This window comes from Bacillus sp. GMs2/2 (assembly GCF_050172095.1).
Classification (GTDB): Bacteria; Bacillota; Bacilli; order Bacillales; family Bacillaceae_G; genus Bacillus_A; species Bacillus_A cereus.
Window position 1 is genome coordinate 1 of the sequence record NZ_JBNLYE010000514.1, and the last position, 2,318, is coordinate 2,318.

Consider the following 2,318-nt stretch of genomic DNA (forward strand, 5'->3'; position numbering starts at 1 on the left):
TAAATGTTCCTATTTGCATGATTACCTAATTTTTATGTACAATAAAGAAAAGAGAGTTTCTTAGACAGGAAGAGGAAAGTCATGACCAAGTCATTAGTAAATTTACGAATTGATTTTGCTTTTAAGCAATTATTTGGGACAAGTGGTAGTGAGGATATTCTTATCACATTTTTAAATGCCATGCTAAAGAATTCATTAGAATCACCTATTATGTCACTACAATTAGAGGATCCACATTTACATCGAGAACACGAGGATGATAAATTATCAATTTTAGATGTCTCAGCCACATTAGACACAGGTACTAAAGTAAACGTAGAAATTCAGCTGAATAATAATCACGACATGATTAAACGAAGTTTGTATTACTGGGGTAAATTATATACTTCACAGTTACAAAAAGGGATGCCTTACAGCTCTCTTAGTAAAACAATTACTATTAATTTGTTAAACTTCGTACTTTTTCCCGAATATGAGGAATTTCATACAACGGGAAAGCTATGGAATGTACAACAGCAAAAGCAGTTTAGTGATGATATAGAGATTCATGTTATAGAGCTTCCTAAATTAATGGAACAATGGCGGGAAGAGAAGGTTAATCCGTGGGAAGATTCATTTGTTCGTTGGCTGTTATTACTTCCGGCAAATGAAGATGAACACTTAACTCAAACATTGGAGGACATTGCGATGAATCAAGATCCGATTTTACAAAAAGCAATGAATAAGTGGGAGCGAATGAGTCAAGATTCGACTTTCAGACAAGCCTATGAAGCGAGGGAAAAAACCCTAATGGATGAAGCTGCAAAGTTTGCTCATGCAGAGGAGCAAGGAATCAAAAAAGGTATTGAAAAGGGTATTGAAGAAGGGAAAAAAGCCGAGCGTATACAATTGGTATGTGGTATGTATAAAAACGGAATGTCTGTAGAGGATATTGCGAAATTTACGAAGTTACCTATAGAAGAAATAAGAGAAATTATCCAATTATAAATAAAAAAGAACACCTACAGCATTTTTAGGTGTTCTTTTTTATGATCAATAATGCCCATAATTATTAGTTGATGTATCGTCAGGAAAATAAGAATTTACAACATTAAATATTTTTTAAAGAACTATACATGGATGCTACGCTAAATACATGCTCTATATTCCATCATAATATTGTTAATAATTGTTTGGACGGGCAAAATCTCTTTGACTTCATTTACTCGTGCACCTGCGAAAACAAGACCATTTTCACAATCACCATCCATAGAGGTTATCAAAGAATCTAGCGTGCAGAAACGATAAGAACAGTTTTTTAAGCAATTTATACACTTTTTTATTTTTATTTTTTTATTATTATCAGCTATTAATTTAGTAAAGTTATTTTTTACCGCACGACCTTGGAGACCGACAGTTGTTTTGACTAATATAGTATCTTCTAATCGAGCATTTATATATTTTTCCTTAAAGGATAGTGGTGCGTCACACTCATTACTTGCAACGAATCTTGTCCCCATTTGCACACCAGATGCACCCATTTTTAAGGCACGAGCAATATCTTTCCCGGTCATAATTCCTCCAGCAGCAATTACGGGAATTTCGACTGCTGCAACTACTTCCGGTAAGATATCGAATAAAGGTCGCTCGGTACCCAGATGTCCTCCTGCTTCATGCCCCTCTACTACAACAGCGGCTGCACCCAATCGTTCAGATAATTTAGCGAGTTTGGCTGAGGAAACTATTGAAATAACTGGTATGCCGGCATTTTTCCCCCAAGTATACATATCTCGCGAAATGCCAGCACCAGATATGATGAAATCAACTTTTTCCTCAATGGCTGCTTTCATTTTTTCAGCAAAATCATTCATTGCAAAAAGGACATTTACTCCAATATAACCAGTATTCCGAATCTTTTCTTTCGCCTTCCTAATATGCATTCTCATTTCATCTATGGAAATACCAGTTCCTGATATTATCCCAATTCCTCCAGCATTTGCAACTGCAGATGCAAGTTTACTTAATGAAATGCCTACGCCCATTCCTCCCTGTAGAATTGGGACCTTTGGCATCATATGCCCGATTTTTAATTGTGGAAAGTTCAAGTAAATACCCCATTTCATTAATGTTATTAGAGTAGATCTGTTAAACCCCTTCAGTTTAACACGGTGTTTGGAACAAACACAGGAAATTAATACCTACTACTAGTAGTTTGTGATGTTTTTTGGTGGTTTTCACAAAATGTTCGAATAGTGCGCTATAAATTTTAGAATAATATCAAATGTATATTAAGGCTTCTGGATAAAAAACAACGAAATTTAGAATTTCTAATAAAAATG

2 protein-coding genes are annotated in these 2,318 nt (G+C 34.9%); one reads left to right on the top strand and one right to left on the bottom strand.

The genetic code is table 11. From position 1 onward, the window contains the following. Positions 1-81: 81 nt before the first annotated feature. Positions 82-987 carry an Rpn family recombination-promoting nuclease/putative transposase gene (locus ACQGS6_RS26815; protein WP_000167466.1) on the top strand — a complete coding sequence of 302 codons (906 nt, stop codon included), beginning with the start codon at positions 82-84 and terminating at the stop codon, positions 985-987. A gap of 140 nt (positions 988-1,127) precedes the next feature. On the opposite strand, the gene ACQGS6_RS26820 is transcribed toward ACQGS6_RS26815, so the two are convergent. After that, a complete protein-coding gene (locus ACQGS6_RS26820) occupies positions 1,128-2,102 on the bottom strand; it encodes an NAD(P)H-dependent flavin oxidoreductase (protein ID WP_000871005.1) in 975 nt (324 codons plus the stop codon). Positions 2,103-2,318 lie beyond the last annotated feature (216 nt).

Excerpts from the sequence above, each read along its gene's own strand:
- ACQGS6_RS26815 (WP_000167466.1), top strand. The coding sequence starts at position 82 with ATGACCAAGTCATTAGTAAATTTACGAATTGATTTTGCTTTTAAGCAA.
- ACQGS6_RS26820 (WP_000871005.1), bottom strand. The coding sequence starts at position 2,102 with ATGAAATGGGGTATTTACTTGAACTTTCCACAATTAAAAATCGGGCAT.